Origin of the sequence: Bradyrhizobium sp. CCBAU 51627, assembly GCF_028128765.1 — a bacterium.
Lineage (GTDB): Bacteria > Pseudomonadota > Alphaproteobacteria > Rhizobiales > Xanthobacteraceae > Bradyrhizobium.
Genome location: NZ_LBJG01000075.1, coordinates 1 through 20402 on the forward strand (window position 1 = coordinate 1; position 20402 = coordinate 20402).

Here is a 20402-nt window from a genome sequence, read left to right on the forward strand (position 1 = left end):
GCAAAGCCGCCCGCCCGCTACGGCGCTATGTGGGAGCGCGCGTCCGGGCGGCCTTGCTCTACCGAACTACACCACTACTGGGGACACGACCTTGCCGGATCCGGTGGTCGCGGGCGACGTCAGACCGACCTGGGCCACCCAGACATTCGGTCAGACGTCCGAGCTCTGGATCGCAATCGACAGGCGCAAGCTGAAGCGGCAGCCACAGGTTCGGCCAGGATTCGTTCTTGTCGGGATCGCAGGCTTGGAGCGTTTCTCAGGTCAATGAGCGGACACCCACGCCCTCGCCTCACGTTGCGCGGCAGAAATCTCCGCATCCGACATCTGGCCGGCCACTTCCTGACGCAGCGCGACGGCGTCCTTGCGGCCCTTCAGCGCGGCGAGATTGAACCATTTGTGCGCGGCGACGAGATCGACCAGGCCCGAGCGGCCGCTCGCCCAGTAGATGCCGCGTTCGAACAGAACGTCCGACAGCGCGCACGAATCGATCGGCGTTGCCGTATCGAGATCGAAAGTACCCTGAAACATGACGCATCCCCTTTTTCTTATGCCGCCTCGTTCCACCGAGCGCGGCTCCCGTCCAACTCTGATTTGCGCGATCCTTCCGGATCGTGCGCTGTTCAACTCATCCCCGATGCCGTTTGCCGGCTTGTTGGAGGCGATGATGGCGGGCAAATTTGAATGGCAGTTTAAGTATCGCGATGAAGCAGACGTAAACGGGAAGCCGCGCCACAGGCGCCGGCAACCCAAGAAGTCCGTGATTGGCAGGCACTTCTGAGATTCGTCAGATTCCGTTTACCGCAGGATTTTGGGACATCGATAACCATCGCACACGGTGGTGCCGGCGCTGTGGCTGCTTCCCTTCAACTGTCGTCACCCGCAAAGGCCGGTGACCCAATATCCGGAGCGGCTGCCGTCGTGCCCCGAGAAGCCGCGGCGTACTGGATCGCCCGGTCGGAGCCGGGCGATGACACTGTGCGTGGAGAAACAGCGCGCAATCACGCCACAGCCCCGCCTTGCCTCTCAAGCTAAGCGATGAAGCCAGCATGACGGAAGCGGAGCGACCACGTCGCGGTCAGATCAACAATGTCGGGAAAGGGATGCCGGCAATACCCCGGCCTCAAGGAGAACGAGGGCGTCGGCGAACACGTCAGGACCAGATTCCATGATGGCCCGAAGGCCGCTTGTGGAATTGCGGAGCTCCTTTGAAGGAGACCCGCACCGAACGAAGAAAACTCTGTTTCTTCTGCCGGACCGTAAAGTCGAACGATCCGACCGTTGACCTGATGTCTCGCCGACACCCTCTATCGTCGACCAGAACCTCTAGGAGGCGCTGATGACGTGCCGGCTGCTGGAGCCGGCAACTTCAGAAGCGAAGTTACTTCTTCTTCTTCGCGACCTTGCGGGTCTTCTTCGCAGTCTTCTTCACTGCGCTCTTCGCCTTCTTCGCCTTCTTCGCTTTCTTGGCCATGTTGCCCTCCGATGTGTGAGATGGCTTTAATCGCTGTGCGCATTCGGGGATCGAATGCACTCACCCCGAATACACCAACACGACGAAAAAAACATCTTCTGACTTAAGGAAGTGTTGACGACGCAGCGCGCGTGCGCCAGCCGCGCTTGATTTGCCGACACGCGGAGAGACGCGACTGCGATTGCCAATGCGCCTCGCAACATCGATGGCGGCAAGCGCTGCGATTGCAGGAAAACACTATGCAGCAAGTACTATTCTGTCTGTGCACATCACGCGCGATCGGTGCGACGACGCACGCTGCAAAGCGCGCGATGGTCTCGCGAGACCGAGTCGCGGACTCTGAGTCGCGAATTTTGGCAACGAAATTATTTTCATGCTTAATGGCGGCGGCGCGCGTCGGAGCATGTGCAGGACGCCGTTTTGCGCGAATCGCGAGGACCGCGATTCGGTCGTCGCATCGCGCTTGGATGGGATGATGCTTGCCGTCGATGACGCGTGCGAGCGTCGCATCGCGAGATGAAGCGAGGTGACGAAAGGCATCGTCACCTCGTCCGAACGCGCAGCTAGATACCGAGCTTGGACTTGAGCAGCTCGTTGACCGCCTGCGGGTTCGCCTTGCCGCCTGAAGACTTCATCACCTGGCCGACGAACCAGCCGAGCGACTGCGGCTTATCCTTCACCTGCGCGGCCTTGTCGGGATTGGCCGCGATGATGTCGTCGACAACCTTTTCGATCGCCGAGAGATCCGTGACCTGCTTCATGCCGCGGCTTTCGACCAGCGCGCGCGGGTCGCCGCCCTCCTGCCAGACGATCTCGAACAAATCCTTGGCGATCTTGCCGGAGATGGTGCCCTCGCCGATCAGGTCGATGATCCCTGAGAGCTGCTCGGACGTCACAGGAGAGCCCGTAATATCCCGGCCTTCCTTGTTGAGACGGCCGAACAGCTCGTTGATCACCCAGTTCGCCGCCATCTTGCCGTCGCGGGCGCGGTTGGCGAGCTTGTCCAGCACCGTCTCGTAGAACACCGCGCTCTCGCGCTCGGCGACCAGCACGCTCGCATCATAAGCCGACAGGCCGAAGTCGGCGACGAAGCGCGCCTTCTTCTGGTCCGGCAGCTCGGGCAGCTTCGCCTTCAGCTCGTCGACGAATGCCTGGTCGAACTCCAGCGGCAGCAGGTCCGGATCGGGGAAGTAGCGATAGTCATGCGCCTCTTCCTTCGAGCGCATCGAGCGCGTCTCGCCCTTGTTGGGGTCGTAGAGCCGCGTCTCCTGGTCGATTGCTCCGCCCTCCTCGAGGATCTCGATCTGGCGGCGCGCCTCAAACTCGATCGCCTGCCCGATGAAGTTGATCGAGTTCATGTTCTTGATTTCGCAGCGGGTGCCGAGCGGCCCGCCCGGCTTGCGCACGGAGACGTTGACGTCGGCGCGCAAGGATCCCTTCTCCATGTCGCCGTCGCAGGTGCCGAGATAGCGCAGGATCGAGCGCAGCTTCGTCACATAGGCCTTGGCCTGCTCCGCGTCGCGGATGTCAGGCTTGGAGACGATCTCCATCAGGGCCACGCCAGAGCGGTTGAGATCGACATTGGTCATCGTCGGCGACCGGTCGTGGAGCAACTTGCCGGCGTCCTGCTCGAGATGCAGACGCTCGATGCCGATGGCGACGCTGCGGCCGCCGTCGAGCTCGACCAGAACTTCGCCCTCGCCGACGACCGGCGACTTGTACTGGCTGATCTGGTAGCCCTGCGGCAGGTCGGGGTAGAAATAGTTCTTGCGGTCGAACACCGAGCGCAGATTGATCTTCGCGTTGAGACCGAGACCGGTCCGGACAGCCTGCCTGACGCATTCCTCGTTGATGACGGGCAGCATGCCGGGCATGGCGGCATCGACCAGCGAAACGTGGCTGTTCGGCTCGCCGCCGAACGCGGTCGATGCACCGGAGAACAGTTTGGAGTTCGACGTCACCTGGGCATGGATCTCCATGCCGATGACCATCTCCCAATCGCCGGTGGCGCCTTTAAGAAGCTTGTGCGTGGCCGTGCTCATGTTGTGCTCCCAAGCAGCGTGGCAACGATCCGTTCCCACTCCGCTTCCAATGAATCCTTCGCAGCGGGCTGGCCGGCCTGGCGGTACCAGTAGCCGGCATTGCCGAGGTCGCCTTCGACGCGGTGCAAATACGCGTGCACCCAGGCGGCGTCGCGGCCCTGGTCATCCTGGACGATCTTGTGCGCATGGTCCCAATCGCCCTTCGCAGCCCACCAGAGACCGGCAAGCGGCGCGTTCAGACCAGGCGCGGGCGCCGCGCCGTCGAGGCTTGCGATGAAGTCGACGACATTCACCACCACCTCGCGGGCGTGAAGCGGCCGGCAGCCTGCTCGATCACCTCGCCGAGCGAGAACAGAGTCTCCTCCTCGAACGGACGGCCGATCAGTTGCAGGCCGAGCGGCAGGCCTTGCGCGTCCTTACCTGCGGGCACCGCTATGCCCGGCAGACCCGCCATGTTCACAGTCACCGTGAAGATGTCGTTGAGATACATCTCGACCGGGTCGGCGCCGCCCTTCTCGCCGATGCCGAAGGCCGCCGACGGCGTGGCCGGCGTCAGGATCGCGTCCACGCCCCGAGCGAAGCAGTCCTCAAAGTCCTTCTTGATCAGCGTGCGCACCTTCTGGGCGCGCAAATAATAGGCGTCGTAATAGCCGGCCGAGAGCACATAGGTGCCGATCATGACGCGGCGCCGCACCTCGGCACCGAAGCCTCCAGCACGGGTGTTTTCGTACTGTTCGATGATGGTCTTGCCCTGCTCGCGCAGACCGTAGCGAACGCCGTCATAGCGCGCGAGGTTCGACGAAGCCTCGGCCGGCGCTACGATGTAATAGGCCGGCAGCGCGTATTTGGTGTGCGGCAGCGACACCTCGACCAGCTCGGCGCCGGCGGTCTTCAGCCACTTTGCCCCCGCTTCCCAGAGTTTCTCGATCTCGGCCGGCATGCCGTCGAGCCGATACTCCCGGGGGATGCCGATCTTCATGCCCTTCACGGACTTGCCGATCGCGGCCTCGTAATCCGGGACGGCAATATCGACCGAAGTCGTGTCCTTCGGATCGTGGCCGGCCATCGAACGCAGCAGCATCGCGGCATCGCGCACGCTGCGCGCGATCGGGCCGGCTTGGTCGAGCGAGGACGCGAAGGCGACGATGCCCCAGCGCGAGCAGCGGCCATAGGTCGGCTTGATGCCGACGGTGGCGGTGAACGCCGCGGGCTGGCGGATCGAGCCGCCGGTATCGGTCGCGGTCGCGCCCATGCAGAGCAGCGCCGCCACGGCCGAGGCCGAGCCGCCGGACGAGCCGCCCGGCACCAGCGTGGTGTTGCTTCCCTCACGCCGCCAGGGATTGCCGACCGGACCGAAGCACGAAGTCTCGTTGGCCGAGCCCATCGCGAACTCGTCATTGTTGAGCTTGCCGAGCATCACCGCGCCATCGCGCCAGAGCTGCGAGGTCACCGTGGACTCATAGGTCGGCACGAAATTGCCGAGGATCTTCGAGCACGCCGTCGTGCGCACGCCCTTGGTCGCGAACAAATCCTTGATGCCGAGCGGGATGCCGGCGAGCGGGCCGGCATCACCCTTGGTGATCTTGGCGTCAGCCTCCCGGGCCATGGCGCGCGCCTGGTCGGGCGTCTCCATCACGAAGGCATTGAGCACGCGCGCGGCTTCGATCGCGCTCAGATGCGCGTCGGTCAGCTCGAGGGACGAGAAAGTCTTGTCGGCGAGACCCTTGCGGGCCTCGGCGAGCGTCAACGATGTCAAATCGGTCATTTATTGATCGGGCTGCAGAAGAACGGAGACAGGGTCTTGTCGTTGGCCGGGTCGTCTTTTTTGGCGGCTGCATTCGCGGCGGCCTGGAGCTCGTCGAGCACGGCATTGACGGCGACATTGGGATCGGCAGCCTTGCCCTGCCGCTCCATCTTGTCGAGGTAATTCATGTAGGCCTGATAGGCCTTCTCATCGTCGCAAAGCAGACACATCGGACCACGTCCTAAGACTCTTCATTTGACGCGTTTTCTTCACGCGAACCGGACTCCACTTCGCTCGAAAACGCTATGTTACTCGACAACCTTCGGCACCAGGAAGAAGTGCCCCTCGGTTGCGGGCGCGTTGGCAACGATATCGTCGGCGATCTCGCCGTCATCGACCACGTCCTGCCGCTTCTTCATCTGCATCGGGGTTACCGAGGTCATGGGCTCCACGCCCTCGACATTGACCTCCGAGAGCTGCTCGACGAAAGCCAGCATGGCGTTGAGCTCGCCCTGCAGATGCGGAACCTCGTCCTCGGAAACCGCAATACGCGCCAGATGCGCGATGCGGCGGACGGTCGTGGCGTCGACGGACATTATATAAGGCCTCTCACGGCAAAACCTATGTGCCGTATAGCAGAGGCCGGTTTTGCGCCGCAACCGGCGTGGCTGGGCTACCCAGCCAGCGCTTTCATGCGGGCCAGCGCCGATTTCGCGAGATCCCGGGTCAATTCGGCCGCAGGGACCTCGCGGCCGAGCGCGATGGCCTGGCCGGCCCAGAGATTGGTGAAATCCACCCTGCCCTGCTTTTCGGCAGCCGCCTTCAGCGGTCCCAATGCCGTCGCGGCATGGGGAAAGGGCGGCGCGTCGGGCGAGACCGGCCCGGCCTCGCGCATCAGGCGGTTCTGGACGCCGCGCGCCGGACGACCGGTCATGACATTGGTGATAACGGTGGAATCGTCGCCCGCCTCGGCCAGCGCCTTGCGGCCACCCGCGCTGACCTTGGACTCCGGACAGCGCAGATAAGCACTGCCGATCTGCACGCCGGAGGCGCCGAGCGCAAAGGCTGCGGCGATGCCGCGTCCGTCCGCGATGCCGCCGGCTGCGATCACCGGGACCTTCACGGCATCGGCGACCTGCGGCACCAGCGCGAAGGTACCGGGCTGCTCGGCAATCTTGTCGGTCAGGAACATGCCGCGATGGCCGCCCGCCTCGGCGCCTTGCGCAATCACCGCATCGACGCCGCGCTGTTCGAGCCAGATCGCCTCCTTCACCGTCGTCGCTGACGAGATGACGAGACAGCCCGCCGCCTTGACGCGCTTGAGCAGCGCTGGCTCCGGCAGGCCGAAATGGAAGCTGACGACCTCCGGCTTCAGCTCCTCGACGACCTCGCAGAAGGCAGCGTCGAACGGTGCTCGGTTCGCAGCATTGATCGGCGCCGCCGGATCGAGACCGAGCTCGGCGTAATATCCCGTCAGCCGCTGCTTCCAGCGCGCTTCCGCCTCAGGCGTGAGATCGACGGGCGTGTGGCAGAAGAAGTTCATGTTCACCGGCGCTTTCACGCGCTGGCGGATGAGATTGACCTGCTCGCGCGCCTTCTCCGCCGACAGCATCGCGCAAGGCAGCGAGCCGAGCCCGCCGCCCTCGGCCACGGCGATCACCAGCTCCGCATCCATCACGCCGGCCATCGGCGCCAGCACGATCGGGAATTCGGTCTTGAAGAGATCGATCAGTCGACGGTCGGGCCACATGGTTCTTGCCTCGTATTCGCTGTTCCCCTCTCCCCTTGTGGGAGAGGGTGGATCGCCGCATAAGCGGCGAGAGGGGGGTATCTCTCGTCAAACGCAACACTAAGTTTGCGGAGAGATACCCCTCATCCGGCGCTGCGCGCCACCTTCTCCCACAAGGGGAGAGGGAAAAGCACCGGCCACCGAATTACGTTTTCCAGCCAGCAACAGCTCGGCCTCGGACGCAATCCGCTCGACGATCTCGGCTGCCGGTGGAATATCATGGATCAGGCCGACCGCTTCTCCGGCAAAGACGGCCGCGATTTCGAAATCACCCGCCATTTTCGCCGCAGCATACTCCTTGGCGACCTCGTCTGCGCGCTGCATCAACTCGATTTCACGGCCGGTCCAGCTCTTGATGTGGCTGTTCACCAGCGTGCGTGCGGTGAACGGCGCCGGCCAGAAAAGCTTTCGCGACCAATCAGGCACGACGCCGCGCACGGTGTCATTGCCGTCGGCCGTGCGAATACGCTGCTTCGCCTCCTCCGCGCCATTGGCCTCCACGCTCGCATAGAAGCGCGTGCCGATCAGCACGCCGGATGCACCGAGCATCATCATCGCCGCGAGGCCCCGACCATCGGCGATGCCGCCGGCTGCGACGACAGGCAGGCGCCCGGCGGCAAGATCGACGATCGCGGGCACGATATCGACCGTGGTGCGCGAAGCACCATGTCCACCCGCCTCCGTCCCCTGCGCGATCAAGATCTCCGCGCCGGCATCAAGCGCCTCCTTCGCCATGTCCTCGCTCTGCACCTGGCAGATCAATCGCGCCCCGCTAGCCTTGATCCGCGGCGCGAACGGCGCGGGATCGCCGAACGAGAGCATGATCGCTTGCGGGCGCGCATCGAGCGCAACGTCGAGAAGCCCGGGCTGCTTTGCCAGGCTCCAGGTGATGAAGCCGATCCCGAACGGTGCAAAGCCCTTCAGTTCCGCGGCCTCCGCCCCAAGTCGTGCGCGATCGCCATAGCCACCGCCCAGAATCCCAAATCCACCGGCCTCGCTGACGGCACGCGTCAGCCGACTGCCGGCGATCGTGTCCATGGGCGCCGACAGGATTGGATGCCTGATCCCGAGGAGCTCGGTTAGCGGCGTGGTGATCGGCATGAGGTCTCCCACTCTGGACAGGAACATTAGGCCCAACTAGCATTCTCAAAAAATGAATTGTTGCGAACGCTGCCATCACAAACGTGAAACGACGCCATGGAACTGAGCGATCTCAAGACCTTCGCCGCGGTCGCCCGCACCGGCGGCATCACCCGCGCAGCCGAAGAGCTCAACACGGTGCAATCCAACGTCACCCAGCGCATCAAGGCCTTGGAGGCCGAGATCGGCACGCCGCTGTTCGAGCGCCACAGCCGCGGCATGGCGCTGACCGGCGCCGGCAAACGCCTTTTGCCCTACGCGCATCGAATGACGGCACTATCGCACGAGGCAGTGCTCGCGGCGCGCGACGATGGCGAGCCGAAGGGACCGCTGTCGATCGGCTCGATGGAGACCACGGCCGCCGTGCGGCTGCCACCGCTGCTCGCTGATTTCCACCGCCGTTTTCCGGCCGTGCGCCTCAGCCTGCGGACGTCGCCGACCGCCGATCTCGTCGCCGGCGTGCTCGAAGGTGCGCTCGACGGCGCTTTCGTCGCGGGCCCCATCGCGCATGCCGACCTCACCGTCACAAGCGCATTCCGCGAAGAGCTGGTGCTGGTCAGCGCGCGGCGCTGGGCCTCGCTCGCCGAGCTGCGTGCCGGCACGCCGGAGTCGGGCCCGACTGCGCTGGTGTTCCGCACGGGCTGCACCTACCGCCAGCGCCTCGAGCAGATTTTCGTCGAATTCGGCTGGCCCTCGGCGGCGCGCTTCGAGCTCGGCACGCTCGACGGCATGATCGGCTGCGTCGCCGCCGACATGGGCGTGACGCTGTTGCCGCGCGTCGTGGTCGAGCGCAGCGCGATGAACGGTGCCGTGACGATGCATGGCTTGAGCCCGTCGCATGCGCGCGTCGAGACGCTGTTCATCCAGCGCCGCACTGGACATCAATACAGTGCGCTGAGCGGCTTCCTGTCCTGCCTGACTGAGGACGACATCATCGCGGCCTGATCCACCACCGCCGCAGCGCAACGACGGCCCAGATCGCCTCGACGAGACCGAACGGCCAGGCGCCTTGCAGAAAGCCGTAGGCCGAGCCGAGCCCGCACGAGGCGGCGAACAGCAACACGAACCAATGGCTGCGGTCCTCCAGGGCATAGCAGACCAGCATCGCCGTCACGGCAAACAAGCCGAATAGTGTCAGTGCATCCATCGTTACGGGTTCACTCCGCAGCGCGACGCGTGATATGCGCTAGTTCCATGCCGGCTCTTATCCTGCCCCTCGTCGAAGTTGCAACCCACTGGCCCGAACGCGGCGGGCTGATAGGCCTTGATTTGGGCACCAAGACCATCGGCGTTGCCGTGTCCAATCCGGACCGCCGGCTCGCGACCGGTGTCGAAACCATTCAGCGCAAGGCGTTCAAGCAGGACGCGGGCCGCCTGCTCGCCATCGCCGCCGAACGCAAGGTGGTCGGCTTCGTGCTCGGCCTGCCCATCAACATGGACGGCAGCGAGGGGCCGCGCGCACAATCGACCCGGGCGTTTGCCCGCAATCTCGCGAACCTGACGACGCTCCCGATCGGCCTCTGGGACGAACGCCTCTCGACCGCGGCCGTCGAGCGTGAGCTGATCGGCATGGACGTCAGCCGCGCCAAGCGTGCCGAGGTAATCGACGAGCACGCCGCGATTTTCATTCTGCAGGGCGCACTCGACCGGCTCGCCAATTTGCGCGCGGCGTCAGGGAATAGCTGATCCATGGCCGTCGTGATCGCGGCGCTGCTGCCGGTCTTCATCCTCATCGTGCTCGGCGTGGTGCTCCGGCACAGCCTGATGCGGCTCGACACCCAATGGCACGGGCTGGAGCGGCTGACCTATTTCGTGCTGTTTCCGATGCTCCTGATCCAGACATTGGTGAAGGCTGACCTTTCAAAAGTGCCGGTCGCCGGCGTCGGCGGCGCCCTGCTGCTATCGGCGTTGGCGATGTCGCTGCTCTGCCTCGCGCTCCGCCCTGCCCTGGCGCGGCTCGGCATCGACGGTCCCGCCTTCACCTCGATCTTCCAGGGCGCGACGCGCTGGCAGACCTATGTGGCGCTGTCCGTCTCGGCCAACCTGTTCGGCGAGGTCGGACTGGCGCTGGCCTCGGTCGCGATGGTCGCAATCATCCCGCTGGTGAACGTGTTCAGCGTTGCCGTGCTCGCGCACTACGCTTCCCCCGAGAAGCAATCCGCGCGCGCCGTCGTCATGACCGTGATCCGCAATCCGCTGATCTGGGCCTGCGCAATCGGCCTTGCCATCAACGTCCTCCATCTGCCGCTGCCAAAAATCTGGCACGAGGTCGCGGATGCGCTCGGCCGCTCCTCGCTCGCCATCGGCCTGCTCGTCACCGGCGCCGGGCTCCAGATCAAAGGCCTGCTCCGCCTGAGCCTGGGCGCAACGCTCGGCGTGGCGTTCAAGCTGGCCCTGATGCCCGTGCTCGCGTTGACGCTTGCCGTCTGGTTCGGGTTATCGGGCACCAACCTCGCAATCGTCGCGATCTGCGGGGCGGTGCCAACCTCGCCGAGCGCCTATGTGCTCGCCCGCCAGATGGGCGGCGACGCGCCGCTGCTCGCGCAGATCATTACGCTACAGACGATCTTGGCGGCAATCACCATGCCGATCGCGATCGCGCTGGTGGCGTGAATATGAGCCGTTGAGAGCACCTCTTTCGCCGTCGTCATTGCGAGTTTGGACCGGCAAGCGCAGCGAAGCTCGCGCCGGTATCAACGAGAGGCGTGCCGTTTTTGCGCTCCGCTGTGATGGGCGTAAACGGCATGAGCTAACCGGATAGGTGTTTTGCAGGAACTTCATCACACGATAGGTCTTGAAATCCAGTTCAATTTCCTCGGCGGAGATCGTGCGCACATGATGACAGGCCTGAAGCTGGCGTCATTATTTCTAGTCGTGGCGACAGTCATTCCGTCCGCGGCCCATGCGCTGGAGTTGCCGGGGAAGTTGCGGCTCGCGCGGGAGCAGTATCTCGCCGTGCAGCCCATCTATTATCCCGGGTTCACCATTATCGGCGCTGCGGAGCCGCTGTCGGTATTGGTGCTTGCGGGACTTGCCGCGCTTACGCCTCGCGGAACTTTGGCATTTTGGCTGATCGTGATGGCGTTGTTAGCCGCGGCGCTCGCACATTTGCTCTATTGGACGTTGACGGCGCCCGTAAACAAAGTCTGGCTGAGCCGCGAGACGCTTTCGGGCGGAGCGCAGCGGTTTTTCGGGGCTGGCGGATCCCTAAAGGAAAGCGATTGGACAATCCTTCGCGACCGTTGGGAATGGTCTCATCTGTACCGTGCAGCGGCTTCGGTGTTCGCGCTTATCCTGTTGTCAGTGGCACTGCTCGGGTAGGAAACAACTCGCTAGCCCCCCAGCCACATCGTCAGCACCACCGCTGTCGAGTTGTTCAGCGCATGCAGCAGGATGGTGAGCCAGAGCGAACCCGCTCGGTAGCGCATGTAGCCGAACCAGAGGCCGATGGAGAAGACCTCGGCGAGGAAGTACAGATCGTATTGCAGATGCACCGCCGTCCACACCAGCGACGACAGGATGATCGCGCCTGGCACCTGCAGGACACTCGCCGACCAGCCGCGGAAGAGAAAACCGCGCGCGAGCACTTCCTCCGACATCGGCGCGGCCACGCTGAAGGCGAACAGCAGCAACAGCGCGGCGCCCTTGTCGCGGCCGGATTTCAAGAGATCGGTCATGAACCCCGGTGTGGCCTCACGGCCGAGGAATCGCGAAACCACTTCCCAGGCCAAAACGGTCAGCAGCAGCCCGGCGGCGCCGAGGAAGAATTGCCGCCAGGTCGGCCAGTACAGCGCGAGATAGTCGACGAAAGATGCCTTCTTGATGCGGATGGCGAGCCACACCACCGCGAGCGTCGCCGGCAGGCCCATGATGACCGAGAGCGCCAGCGCCTGCGGCTCGCGGCCGACGACCTGCAGCGAAGCCAGATCCATCGGAAGGCCGCGCAGCGCCACCAGCACAACGACGGCGCCGATCTGGCCAACGAACATGGCGAAAAAGATGAGGAGGCCCCACAGCGCCGTGCCCCAGAATTTCCAGACGCGCGGCGGCGCAGGCGTCTCGATGAGCGGCGGATGGTCGGGATTGAGGGAGTCCATCAGGAGGCTTTCGTTAGGAAGGCTCAAGGCAGCGCCCGCTCCAGCAGCGCGCGTACCTCGCCGCTCGCAAGCTCCACTGCGCCATACATGCTGGCGTGGTTCGTTGCGAGCCGTGTGGCGGCGAAAAGTTCGGCCTGGCGCGGCGTAACACCGTTCAGTGCGGCAGCCGCGGCCAGCAACGCCAGCTTCTCGACGGCGAGCCGCGCGACGCGCTCGCCATCGGCGCGGCGGAAGGTCTTGCCGATGAACGCGACGGCTTCGCCTGCCCCCGACAAGCCTTTTGTCTCGGCCGCCAGCGATTGCAACACCGCTATCGCCGCCTCCGGCTCGCGTGCGAGCGCGCGGAGCACATCGAGGCACATCACATTGCCGGAGCCTTCCCAGATCGCGTTCACCGGCGACTCCCGGTAATGGCGCGCCAGAATGCCGTCCTCGACATAGCCGTTGCCGCCGAGGCACTCCATGGCTTCGTAAAGGAATGGCGGCGCGCTCTTGCAGGTCCAGTATTTGATCGCCGGCGTCAGCAGCCGCATATAGGCGGCCTCCGCCGCATCGTGGGGCGTGCGGTCGAAGGCGCGGCAGAGCCGCATCACCAGCGCCGTGCTCGCTTCGACATGCAGCGCCATATCGGACAGCACGGCCTGCATCAAGGGCTGATCGGCAAGATGCTTCTGGAACACGCTGCGGTGACGGGCGTGGTGCAGTGCATGTGCGAGGCCCGAGCGCATCAGGCCGACTGAGGCAATCGCGCAATCCTGTCGCGTCAGCTGCACCATCTGGATGATGGTGCGAATGCCCTTGCCTTCCTCGCCGACGCGTTCGGCATAGGCGCCGACGAACTCCACTTCCGAGGACGCGTTCGAACGATTGCCGAGCTTGTCCTTCAGCCGCTGGAACTGGATCGCGTTGACGGATCCGTCAGGTGCAAAACGAGGCATGAAAAAGCAGGTCAACCCGCTATCCGCCTGCGCCAGCACCAGGAACGCATCGCACATCGGCGCCGACATGAACCATTTGTGCCCGGTGATGCGGTAGGCGTCGCCGTCGCGCACTGCGCGCGTCATGTTGGCGCGCACGTCGGTGCCGCCCTGCTTCTCGGTCATACCCATGCCGAGCGTCATGCCGCGCTTGTCCCACCATGGCGAGAAGCTGGGGTCGTAGCTCCTCGTCGAGAGCACCGGCATCACTTTGCTGAGCAGATCCGGCTGCATCGCGAGCGCGGCGACAGAGGCGCGCGTCATCGTGATCGGACAGAGATGGCCGGTCTCGACTTGCGCCGCCATGTAGAATTTTGCTGCGCGGATGACCTCGGCCGCATCGCCCAGCGGGTTCCCGTCCGCGGTCCAGGTTGAATTGTGCACGCCGGCATGGGCGCTGTGCGCCATCAGTTCGTGATAGCTAGGGTGAAACTCGACCTGATCGCGGCGATTGCCCTTGGCATCGAAAGTGCGAAGCTTTGGCGTGTTCTCGTTGGCGGTACGCCCGCGATCGGCCATCGCCGCCGAGCCCCAATGCTTCCCGAACTCGGACAGCTCCCGTTCCGCCGCTGCGCCGCCATTGGCCTTCACGGCCTCGACCAGCGGACGGTCCGCGGCAAACAGATCAACACCTTCGAACGGCGGTGACTGGTTGAAGACCTCGTGGGTGGTAAAGCTCGGTTGGGTCATCTGGTTTCCTTGGCGGACTCAGTTCCGCCGCGGCTGGATCGGGAAATCATAGGCCGCCCCGCCCGCCCCCGGCAGGGAAAAATGCCACCACTCCTTCGAATAGTTCACAAAGCCTTGCCTGGCCATTGCAGCCACCAGCCGCTTGCGCCAGGCGCGCTGTTCCCGTGTGATCGACGGTGCTGCGGTATGCCCCTTCGCATCGGTGCAGTCATAGCCGGTGCCCATGTCGACGCTGCCCTCCGGCGGCCGCGTCTCGACCGATGCGGTGCAATCGGCATAGTTTTTTGAAGGATCAATCTTGGCGGAATTGTCGGCCTTCAGATCGACCAAAGTGAGGTCGAGCGCAGCACCGGTAGAATGCTGCGAGTGGCTTGCGATATAGCCGAGACGAAACAGCTCGGTTTTCGGGATCCGCGGATTATAGCGCCGATCAGCCGCGGTCTCATGGCCGTTCTGCGACCATCTCACCATATCGAGCGAGGCGCGCGCCGGCCGGTAGCAATCGAACATTTTGAGCGACAGGTTCTGCGCCGCCAGCTCCTGCTGCACCGCCTTCAGCCGCAGGCCGACTTCGCGCTTCACCACGCATTCGCCGGCGATGTAACCGGCCAGCGGACGACCGACGAAATTGTTGGACGTCGCGTAGCGGATGTCCTGGATGATGGTGGGATCGATATCGCGCAAATAGACGAAGCCGCCGGGGAGTGATTGGGCGTTGGCGGATGCGGCTATGGTTATCGTTAAAAGTGAGACGAAAATTGATTTCACGAAGCGCTTCCATTCTCTCGATCGTCATTCCGGGGCGATGCGAAGCATTGAACTCCGGTACGCCCTTGCGCACCTGAGAATCTCGAGATTCCGGGTCCGGCGCTGACGCGCCACCCCGGAATGACCGTGTAACAGACTCGGCAGGGGATAACTCCCCGACCCGGCATTGGCCCTTGCTCCACCCGCCATCCGCGCCTATAGCTCTCGCTTTAATGACATCGAAATCGACCTTCGTCCTCGGCCACCGGCATTTGCTGGGCATCGAGGGCCTTTCCGCGGCCGACATTACCGGCCTCCTCGACCTGTCCGAAGAATATGTCGAGCTGAACCGCCAGGTTGACAAGAAGCGCACCGTCCTGCGCGGACGGACGCAAGTAAACCTTTTCTTCGAGGCCTCCACCCGGACCCAGTCCTCGTTCGAGCTCGCGGGAAAGCGCTTGGGGGCCGACGTCATGAACATGTCGGTGTCCTCCTCGTCCATCAAGAAGGGCGAGACGCTGGTCGACACCGCGATGACGCTGAACGCCATGCACCCTGATATCCTGGTGGTGCGCCATCACGCCTCCGGCGCGGTGGAACTGCTGGCCCGCAAGGTCGACGGTTCCGTGATCAATGCCGGCGACGGCGCGCACGAGCATCCGACGCAGGCGCTGCTCGATGCGCTCACCATCCGCCGCAACAAGGGCCGGATCGAGGGCCTCGTGGTCGCGATCTGCGGCGACGTGCTGCATTCGCGCGTGGCGCGCTCCAACATCATCCTGCTCAACACCATGGGGGCCCGCGTTCGCGTTGTCGGCCCCTCCACGCTGTTGCCGCCCGGCATCGAGCGGATGGGCGTCGAGGTCGCGCGCGACATGCGCGAGGGGCTCAACGGCGCCGACATCGTGATGATGCTCAGGCTCCAGCGCGAGCGCATGAACGGCTCCTTCGTGCCGTCGACATCAGAATATTTCCACTATTTCGGGCTCGACCAGAAGAAGCTAGCTTATGCCAAGCCCGACGCGCTGGTGATGCATCCAGGTCCCATGAACCGCGGCGTCGAGATCGACACCGCGGTCGCCGACGGCGCACAGTCCCTGATCCGCGAACAGGTGGAGATGGGCGTGGCCGTGCGCATGGCGGTGCTGGAAGCGCTCGCCCGTAACCTGCCGAACGCGTGATGCCCATGCTGATCGACCGCCGCCCGATCCTGCTCGCCAACGCCCGTGTCGTCGATCCCTCCAGGGATTTCGACGGCCCCGGCGACGTTCTGATTGCCGACGGCATCATCCGCGAGACCCGCCGCGGCATCGGTGCGGCCGGCGTCCCCGAAGGCACCGATGTCGTCAATTGCTCCGGCAAGATCGTGGCGCCGGGCCTGATTGACATGCGCGCCTTCGTCGGCGAGCCCGGCTTCAGCCATCGCGAGACCTTTGCCTCGGCGAGCCAGGCGGCCGCGACCGGCGGCATCACCACCATCATCTGCCAGCCCGACACGGCCCCGGTGATCGACAATTCGGCGACCGTCGACTTCGTGATGCGCCGTGCCCGCGACACCGCGATCGTCAACATCCAGCCGATGGCGGCGCTGACCAAGGGCATGCACGGCGAGGAGATGACCGAGTTCGGCCTGCTCAAGGCTGCCGGCGCCGTTGCCTTCAGCGACGGCGACCGCAGCGTCACCAATTCGCAGGTGATGCGGCGCGCGCTGACCTACGCGCGCGATTTCGACGCGCTGATCGTTCACCACACCGAGGACCCTGACCTCGTCGGCGAAGGCGTGATGAACGAGGGCGAGTTCGCCTCGCGGCTCGGCCTGATGGGCATCCCGAAGGCCGCCGAAGCCGTGATCCTCGAACGCGACATGCGCCTGGTCGCGCTGACCGGCGGCCGCTATCACGCCGCCGCGCTGTCCTGCATCGAGTCGCTCGAGATCCTGCAGCGCGCCCGCGACGCCGGCCTTGCGGTCAGCGCCTCGGTCTCGATCAACCATCTTGCGCTGAACGAGAACGACATCGGCCCCTACCGCTCGTTCCTGAAGGTGTCGCCGCCGCTGCGCTCCGAGGACGATCGCCGCGCGATGGTCGCCGCCGTCGCCTCCGGCCTCGTCGACGTCATCATGTCCGACCACAATCCGCAGGACGTCGAGGTCAAGCGCCTGCCCTTCGCGGAAGCAGCTCCCGGCGCGATCGGCCTCGAGACCATGCTGCCGGCGGGCCTGCGGCTGGTCCATAATGACGAGATGGACCTCAAGACGCTGATCCGGGCGATGTCGACCCGGCCGGCCGAACTGCTCGGCCTGCCGGGCGGAACCCTGCGCGTGGGCAGCCCGGCCGACGTCATCGTCATCGACCCTGACGTGCCCTGGGTGGTTGATCCCGCCGAGCTCAAATCGCCCTGCAAGAACACCCCATTCGACGAAGCCCGCTTCACAGGTCGCGCGATCAGGACCATTGTTGGCGGGCGAACGGTGTACGAGCATGTCTAATGGGCGCTGGCTATGTCAGCCATGGAGGTACCGCCATGGGGCTTGATGCCTTCCTGCCGGTGGCCTTTGTCATCGGCTATTTGCTCGGCTCGATTCCCTTCGGGCTGGTGCTCACAAAGCTCGCCGGCATGCAGGATCTGCGCTCGATCGGCTCCGGCAATATCGGCGCCACCAACGTGCTGCGCACCGGCCGCAAGGGCCTCGCCGCGGCCACGCTGCTGCTCGACGCCCTCAAAGGCACCGCGGCCGTGGTGATCTCTGGCTATGTCGCCGGCCCGAATGCCGCGATGGTGGCCGGCCTCGGCGCCTTCCTCGGCCATCTCTTTCCGGTCTGGCTCAAATTCAAGGGCGGTAAAGGCGTCGCCGTCTATATCGGCATCCTGCTCGGCCTGTTCTGGCCGGCGGCGCTGGTGTTCTGCCTGATCTGGCTCGCGACCGCCTTCACCACCCGCTATTCCTCGCTCTCGGCGCTGGTGGCGGCCTTCATCACGCCCCTGTTCCTGTGGTGGTTCGGCCACCTCACGCTGGCCTCGCTGTCGGTCGTGCTGACGCTGCTGCTGTTCTACATGCACCGCGAGAACATCAAGCGGCTGCAATCAGGAAAAGAAGGCCGCATCGGCGAGAAGGCCTGAAGCCGGAAAAAGTACGGATACCGCCGCACCCTCTCCGCATTATATGCCAAATCCTGTTCGCAACTTTCACCCGGCTTGCGGGTGGCAGTGGCGGTCAGGTTCCATGCCTGTCATCCTGACACAGGATTGGCGTTACGCGGTTGCTCAGAATGAGCGAGAAGATTAACGGCACGCATGAGGACGGTGGCTCGGAGGGGACCGCGGCAAGCCGCCTGCTCTCGCTGACCAACATCTGGTCGGATGCGCCCTCACTGCCTCCGGCCCCAGTGCCCACTCCCGTTCCGCCTCCGCGACCTGCTCCCATCGCGCAAGCCCCTGTAATGGTCGAGGTCGCACCAGCGCCCGCGCCTGTCCCACCCGTGCGAGCGCGCGCCGAACAATGGCCACCGCAAAAACTCTCGCTGGCGCTACAGGGCGGCGGCAGCTTCGCCGCCTTCACCTGGGGCGTGCTCGAGCGGCTGCTGGAAGAACCTTCTATCGAATTCGACACCATCAGCGGCGCCAGCGCCGGTGCCATCAACGCATTGCTGCTCGCCGCCGGCCTTGCCGAAGGCGGCCGCGAAGCGGCGCGCGCACGGCTGAACCGGTTCTGGGTCCGCCTGATGCACGAGGCCTCGTTCCGCTCGCTGATGCTGCTCGGCGGCTTCTCGCCGGCCGGAAGCTCCGTCGCGTTCGGCCCGACGCTGCGCTCCGGCCAGTTCGATCCGTTCGATCTCGATCCGCTGCGCCAGGCGCTGTCGCGCGACATCAATTTTGAAGCCCTGCGCGGCGGAAAATGCCCGAAGCTGCTGATCGCGGCGACGCGGATCCGCGACGGCCAGCAGCAGATTTTCGGCAACGACGCGATCACCGCCGACGTCGCGCTGGCCTCGACCTGCCCGCCCCTGGTGCACTGCGCCGTCGAGATCGACGGCGAGGCCTATTGGGACGGCGGCTTCGGCGGCAATCCGCCACTGATCAAGCTGGCGCAGCTATCGACGACCGCCGATTTGTTGCTGGTCCAGGTCACGCCGACGCGCGACAGTTACGTGCCGATCACGCTCGCCGCAATCGATCGCCGTCTCGACCAGATCGCCGCCAATGCCGCGCTCAATGCCGAGATCGCCGCGATCGCGTGGGCACAAGATTCCACCGCGCCTTCGCTACGCCTCTCCAGGATCGCGGCCGAAGACTCCGTCGACGGGCTGGCGCAGCGCTCGTCGACCGATCTCGGTCGCGGCTTCATTCGCCTGTTGCACCGGAACGGGCGCGAGGCCGCCGCGCGCTGGCTCGGGCAAGAGACCGTGAGCGCCAAATCCCGGCACGCCGCGCCCGCGGCCGAGTTCGCGCTAGCCTGATTTCGCCAGCGCATCCTCCAGGAACCAGGCCGCCGAAAGCGCGCCGGGGTCGTTGCCGAAGCGCGCGATCACCTGCACGCCAACAGGCAGGCCGCCGACCTTCATCACGGGCACGTTGACGCAAGGATTGCCCATCAGCGTCCACAGCCGGTTGTAGCGAGGCGAACCGGTCGAGGCGAGCTCCTTGGCCGGCGCGGTCCCGGGCGCGGAATAAGTGAGCAGCACGTCGAAACCTTCGAACAGCTCGCCAAGCTCGCGGCGACCACGGCGGGCGATCCGGCGTGCATCGTCATATTCCTTCGGCGTCAGCCCGACGGTTTCATCGAGGCTTGCGCGCAGCATCGGCGCGATCTCGTCGTGGTGCTGGTCAAACTCCCAGGCGAGCGCGCGATGCGCTTCAAAATCCTGGATGATGGGATGGATGCGCCAGGCCTCCTGCACCGCCTCGGGCAGATCGATGGTCTGCACGCTGGCGCCGGCCTTCTCGGCCGCCTTGATCGCAGCCAGCAAGCCGTCTTCGGCTGCCGGCTCCACGGCTTCGGCGAACTCCTGCCTGACCACGCCGATGCGCGGCGATTTCGCTGCGACGACGCCAGCGAATTCGGTGCGGCCGGTCATCGCCAGAAGCCCGCGCGCAAGATCTTCCGCGCGCGACCCGAACAGGCCGACCGTGTCGAGCGCCCAGGAATAGCACTTCACGCCGACCGTCGGCAGCATGCGGAACGACGGCTTGATCGCCGCAGCACCGCAATAGGCGGCGGGCCGGATCACCGAGCCGCCGGTCTGGGTGCCCAGCGCCAGCGGGATCATGCCGGCGCCGACCGCCGCCGCCGAGCCCGAGGACGAACCTCCCGGCGTATGGCCGGGATTGTGCGGATTGAGCGTTTGCGTCGGATCGCGCGAGGCGAAGGCGGTGGTCGTGGTCTTGCCGATGATGGTGGCGCCTGCCCGCTTCAGCATCATCACGACGGGCGCATCCGCGCGCGGCTGCCAGCCGCGATAGATCTCCGAGCCCATTTCGGTCGGCATATCGGCGGTGTCGATGATGTCCTTGATGCCGATTGCAATGCCTCGCAACGGGCCGGCGGCTTGCGCCTTCGCGGACTTGTCGTGCCGGACGAAAGCGCGGACGTCCTTGTCCCTGGCCTCGATCGCCGCATGCGACTGGGCGATGGCGTCCTCAGGCGAAAGCTCCCCCGCTTCGATGCGGCGCTGGAGGTCGGCGAGTGAGATCATGGCAAAATCCTT

Annotated in this window: 21 protein-coding genes; 8 read left to right on the forward strand and 13 right to left on the reverse strand. The window is 64.9% G+C overall.

Going from position 1 to position 20402, the window contains the following annotated elements; translation table 11 throughout:
- Nucleotides 1-261 precede the first annotated feature (261 nt).
- From XH88_RS26690 to XH88_RS26725, 8 genes are all read right to left on the reverse strand, one after another.
- Entirely contained in the window at nt 262-528 is a 267-nt protein-coding gene (locus XH88_RS26690; RefSeq protein ID WP_271671221.1) for a hypothetical protein, read from the reverse strand.
- Between the two features lie 1506 nt (nt 529-2034).
- The gene (gene gatB, locus XH88_RS26695) at nt 2035-3513 is read right to left on the reverse strand and encodes an Asp-tRNA(Asn)/Glu-tRNA(Gln) amidotransferase subunit GatB (RefSeq protein WP_271671222.1); all 1479 of its coding nucleotides are present in this window, start codon (nt 3511-3513) and stop codon (nt 2035-2037) included.
- The gene (locus tag XH88_RS26700) at nt 3510-3806 is read right to left on the reverse strand and encodes a hypothetical protein (protein WP_442868476.1); all 297 of its coding nucleotides are present in this window, start codon (nt 3804-3806) and stop codon (nt 3510-3512) included. The genes gatB and XH88_RS26700 overlap by 4 nt, the downstream gene beginning before the upstream one ends.
- The gene (gene gatA, locus XH88_RS26705) at nt 3803-5278 is read right to left on the reverse strand and encodes an Asp-tRNA(Asn)/Glu-tRNA(Gln) amidotransferase subunit GatA (protein WP_271671224.1); all 1476 of its coding nucleotides are present in this window, start codon (nt 5276-5278) and stop codon (nt 3803-3805) included. The genes XH88_RS26700 and gatA overlap by 4 nt, the downstream gene beginning before the upstream one ends.
- Nucleotides 5275-5487: a hypothetical protein gene (locus XH88_RS26710; protein ID WP_271671225.1), complete on the reverse strand. Its 213-nt coding sequence runs from the start codon at nt 5485-5487 to the stop codon at nt 5275-5277. Before XH88_RS26710 ends, gatA begins: the two co-directional genes overlap by 4 nt.
- Nucleotides 5488-5565: 78 nt before the next feature.
- Complete coding sequence (gene gatC, locus XH88_RS26715; RefSeq protein ID WP_271671226.1) at nt 5566-5853, reverse strand: Asp-tRNA(Asn)/Glu-tRNA(Gln) amidotransferase subunit GatC; 288 nt, start codon at nt 5851-5853, stop codon at nt 5566-5568.
- A gap of 77 nt (nt 5854-5930) precedes the next feature.
- Complete coding sequence (locus tag XH88_RS26720) at nt 5931-7007, reverse strand: NAD(P)H-dependent flavin oxidoreductase (RefSeq protein ID WP_271671227.1); 1077 nt, start codon at nt 7005-7007, stop codon at nt 5931-5933.
- Nucleotides 7008-7106: 99 nt separating this feature from the next.
- On the reverse strand, nt 7107-8147 hold the full coding sequence (locus XH88_RS26725; protein WP_271671228.1) for an NAD(P)H-dependent flavin oxidoreductase: 1041 nt from the start codon (nt 8145-8147) through the stop codon (nt 7107-7109).
- Nucleotides 8148-8243: 96 nt separating this feature from the next.
- Between XH88_RS26725 and XH88_RS26730 the strand changes: the two genes are divergently transcribed.
- Nucleotides 8244-9131, forward strand: a complete 888-nt coding sequence (locus XH88_RS26730; protein ID WP_271671229.1) for a LysR family transcriptional regulator — start codon at nt 8244-8246, stop codon at nt 9129-9131.
- Here XH88_RS26730 and XH88_RS26735 read toward each other — a convergent pair.
- Entirely contained in the window at nt 9118-9333 is a 216-nt protein-coding gene (locus XH88_RS26735) for a hypothetical protein (RefSeq protein WP_212424458.1), read from the reverse strand. The two genes, XH88_RS26730 and XH88_RS26735, sit on opposite strands and share 14 nt — an antisense overlap.
- Nucleotides 9334-9380: 47 nt before the next feature.
- Between XH88_RS26735 and ruvX the strand changes: the two genes are divergently transcribed.
- The 3 genes from ruvX (at nt 9381) to XH88_RS26750 (ending at nt 11507) form a co-directional block, all read left to right on the forward strand.
- Nucleotides 9381-9872 carry a Holliday junction resolvase RuvX gene (ruvX, locus tag XH88_RS26740; protein ID WP_271671230.1) on the forward strand — a complete coding sequence of 164 codons (492 nt, stop codon included), beginning with the start codon at nt 9381-9383 and terminating at the stop codon, nt 9870-9872.
- Between the two features lie 3 nt (nt 9873-9875).
- A complete protein-coding gene (locus XH88_RS26745; protein ID WP_271671231.1) occupies nt 9876-10799 on the forward strand; it encodes an AEC family transporter in 924 nt (307 codons plus the stop codon).
- 153 nt (nt 10800-10952) lie between these two features.
- Nucleotides 10953-11507: a DUF1772 domain-containing protein gene (locus XH88_RS26750; protein ID WP_271671232.1), complete on the forward strand. Its 555-nt coding sequence runs from the start codon at nt 10953-10955 to the stop codon at nt 11505-11507.
- 11 nt (nt 11508-11518) lie between these two features.
- Here the strand turns inward: XH88_RS26750 and XH88_RS26755 are convergent, their stop codons facing one another.
- From XH88_RS26755 to XH88_RS26765, 3 genes are read right to left on the reverse strand one after another with little or no spacing between them, the layout of a single operon-like run.
- Nucleotides 11519-12283 carry a CPBP family intramembrane glutamic endopeptidase gene (locus XH88_RS26755; RefSeq protein WP_271671233.1) on the reverse strand — a complete coding sequence of 255 codons (765 nt, stop codon included), beginning with the start codon at nt 12281-12283 and terminating at the stop codon, nt 11519-11521.
- 23 nt (nt 12284-12306) lie between these two features.
- A complete protein-coding gene (locus XH88_RS26760) occupies nt 12307-13950 on the reverse strand; it encodes an acyl-CoA dehydrogenase family protein (RefSeq protein ID WP_271671234.1) in 1644 nt (547 codons plus the stop codon).
- 18 nt (nt 13951-13968) lie between these two features.
- Nucleotides 13969-14718 (reverse strand): M15 family metallopeptidase, encoded by a 750-nt coding sequence (locus tag XH88_RS26765; protein WP_271671235.1) that lies wholly within the window; start codon nt 14716-14718, stop codon nt 13969-13971.
- 212 nt (nt 14719-14930) lie between these two features.
- Between XH88_RS26765 and XH88_RS26770 the strand changes: the two genes are divergently transcribed.
- From XH88_RS26770 to XH88_RS26785, 4 genes are all read left to right on the forward strand, one after another.
- Nucleotides 14931-15878 carry an aspartate carbamoyltransferase catalytic subunit gene (locus tag XH88_RS26770; protein WP_143845774.1) on the forward strand — a complete coding sequence of 316 codons (948 nt, stop codon included), beginning with the start codon at nt 14931-14933 and terminating at the stop codon, nt 15876-15878.
- Between the two features lie 5 nt (nt 15879-15883).
- Nucleotides 15884-17185: a dihydroorotase gene (locus XH88_RS26775; RefSeq protein ID WP_271671267.1), complete on the forward strand. Its 1302-nt coding sequence runs from the start codon at nt 15884-15886 to the stop codon at nt 17183-17185.
- A gap of 35 nt (nt 17186-17220) precedes the next feature.
- Entirely contained in the window at nt 17221-17817 is a 597-nt protein-coding gene (plsY, locus tag XH88_RS26780; protein ID WP_271671236.1) for a glycerol-3-phosphate 1-O-acyltransferase PlsY, read from the forward strand.
- 149 nt (nt 17818-17966) lie between these two features.
- On the forward strand, nt 17967-19154 hold the full coding sequence (locus XH88_RS26785) for a patatin-like phospholipase family protein (protein ID WP_271671237.1): 1188 nt from the start codon (nt 17967-17969) through the stop codon (nt 19152-19154).
- On the opposite strand, the gene XH88_RS26790 is transcribed toward XH88_RS26785, so the two are convergent.
- A complete protein-coding gene (locus tag XH88_RS26790) occupies nt 19146-20390 on the reverse strand; it encodes an amidase (RefSeq protein WP_271671238.1) in 1245 nt (414 codons plus the stop codon). The two genes, XH88_RS26785 and XH88_RS26790, sit on opposite strands and share 9 nt — an antisense overlap.
- Nucleotides 20391-20402: the final 12 nt, after the last annotated feature.

Bases quoted from the DNA above. Each gene is read 5' to 3' on its own strand.
- XH88_RS26755 (WP_271671233.1), bottom strand. From the start codon at position 12,283: ATGGACTCCCTCAATCCCGACCATCCGCCGCTCATCGAGACGCCTGCG.
- XH88_RS26725 (WP_271671228.1), bottom strand. From the start codon at position 8,147: ATGCCGATCACCACGCCGCTAACCGAGCTCCTCGGGATCAGGCATCCA.
- XH88_RS26710 (WP_271671225.1), bottom strand. From the start codon at position 5,487: ATGTGTCTGCTTTGCGACGATGAGAAGGCCTATCAGGCCTACATGAAT.
- XH88_RS26720 (WP_271671227.1), bottom strand. From the start codon at position 7,007: ATGTGGCCCGACCGTCGACTGATCGATCTCTTCAAGACCGAATTCCCG.
- XH88_RS26745 (WP_271671231.1), top strand. From the start codon at position 9,876: ATGGCCGTCGTGATCGCGGCGCTGCTGCCGGTCTTCATCCTCATCGTG.
- XH88_RS26735 (WP_212424458.1), bottom strand. From the start codon at position 9,333: ATGGATGCACTGACACTATTCGGCTTGTTTGCCGTGACGGCGATGCTG.
- ruvX (WP_271671230.1), top strand. From the start codon at position 9,381: ATGCCGGCTCTTATCCTGCCCCTCGTCGAAGTTGCAACCCACTGGCCC.
- XH88_RS26690 (WP_271671221.1), bottom strand. From the start codon at position 528: ATGTTTCAGGGTACTTTCGATCTCGATACGGCAACGCCGATCGATTCG.
- XH88_RS26730 (WP_271671229.1), top strand. From the start codon at position 8,244: ATGGAACTGAGCGATCTCAAGACCTTCGCCGCGGTCGCCCGCACCGGC.
- gatC (WP_271671226.1), bottom strand. From the start codon at position 5,853: ATGTCCGTCGACGCCACGACCGTCCGCCGCATCGCGCATCTGGCGCGT.
- gatB (WP_271671222.1), bottom strand. From the start codon at position 3,513: ATGAGCACGGCCACGCACAAGCTTCTTAAAGGCGCCACCGGCGATTGG.
- XH88_RS26790 (WP_271671238.1), bottom strand. From the start codon at position 20,390: ATGATCTCACTCGCCGACCTCCAGCGCCGCATCGAAGCGGGGGAGCTT.
- XH88_RS26785 (WP_271671237.1), top strand. From the start codon at position 17,967: ATGAGCGAGAAGATTAACGGCACGCATGAGGACGGTGGCTCGGAGGGG.
- XH88_RS26775 (WP_271671267.1), top strand. From the start codon at position 15,884: ATGCTGATCGACCGCCGCCCGATCCTGCTCGCCAACGCCCGTGTCGTC.
- XH88_RS26760 (WP_271671234.1), bottom strand. From the start codon at position 13,950: ATGACCCAACCGAGCTTTACCACCCACGAGGTCTTCAACCAGTCACCG.
- gatA (WP_271671224.1), bottom strand. From the start codon at position 5,278: ATGACCGATTTGACATCGTTGACGCTCGCCGAGGCCCGCAAGGGTCTC.
- XH88_RS26770 (WP_143845774.1), top strand. From the start codon at position 14,931: ATGACATCGAAATCGACCTTCGTCCTCGGCCACCGGCATTTGCTGGGC.
- plsY (WP_271671236.1), top strand. From the start codon at position 17,221: ATGGGGCTTGATGCCTTCCTGCCGGTGGCCTTTGTCATCGGCTATTTG.